This window comes from Streptomyces olivochromogenes, from assembly GCF_021538895.1.
In the GTDB taxonomy this organism is placed as follows: Bacteria; Actinomycetota; Actinomycetes; order Streptomycetales; family Streptomycetaceae; genus Streptomyces; species Streptomyces olivochromogenes_A.
The window spans coordinates 1-645 of the sequence record NZ_JADDRL010000274.1 but is presented as its reverse complement, the minus strand read 5'-3'; the positions used below and the strand labels follow the sequence as shown (position 1 = coordinate 645).

Annotated in this window: 1 protein-coding gene; it reads right to left on the bottom strand. The window is 68.7% G+C overall.

Features of this window, described 5'->3' with window-relative positions; translation table 11 throughout:
* Window positions 1–540, bottom strand: a 540-nt coding sequence (locus IPZ69_RS46780; protein WP_235461022.1) for an IS630 family transposase, incomplete at its 3' end; no start/stop codon positions are given.
* Window positions 541–645 lie beyond the last annotated feature (105 nt).

Below are 645 nucleotides of genomic sequence, written 5' to 3'. Positions count from 1 at the left end.
CGGTTTCTCGTCCATCGCGAAGACCGCCGCGTTCGCCGGCGGGGCGAGATAGAGCCCGACCACGTCACGGATCTTGTCGATCAGCAACGGGTCCGGAGAGATCTTGAACTCCTGCGTGCGCCAGGGCTGCAGCCCGAACGCCCGCCAGATCCGCAGCACACTCGTGGGCGAGATCCCCACCCGCCTGGCCAGCTCCCGCTTCGACCAGTGCGTGGCCCCCGCCGGCGTCTCCTCCAGAGTGCGCACCACCACCTCCTCCACCTGGGCATCGGTGATGGTGCGGGGCACTCCTGGACGGGGTTCGTCGGACAGTCCGTCGAGCCGGTCTCGCAGGAATCTGGTCCGCCACCGGCGCACGGTCCCACGATCGGTGTCCAGCCGCGCGGCCACCGCGGTGTTACTGAGCCCGTCCGCGCAGGCCAGCACGATGCGTGCTCGCTTGGCGAGGCCCTGCGCGGTCGTCCGGCGTTTCGCCCACCCCTGCAAAGTCAGCCGCTCGTCCTCGGATAACTCCAGCGGCTGCAGCCTGCTGTCACCCACTCCTCCAGCAGACCGCAGCCGACAGCTTCCGTCACCGCCCACGCCGCAAACTGAAACGAACCGCACCTCACGTGGCGAGACGTGACCTCAAGACCGGCTCACTAG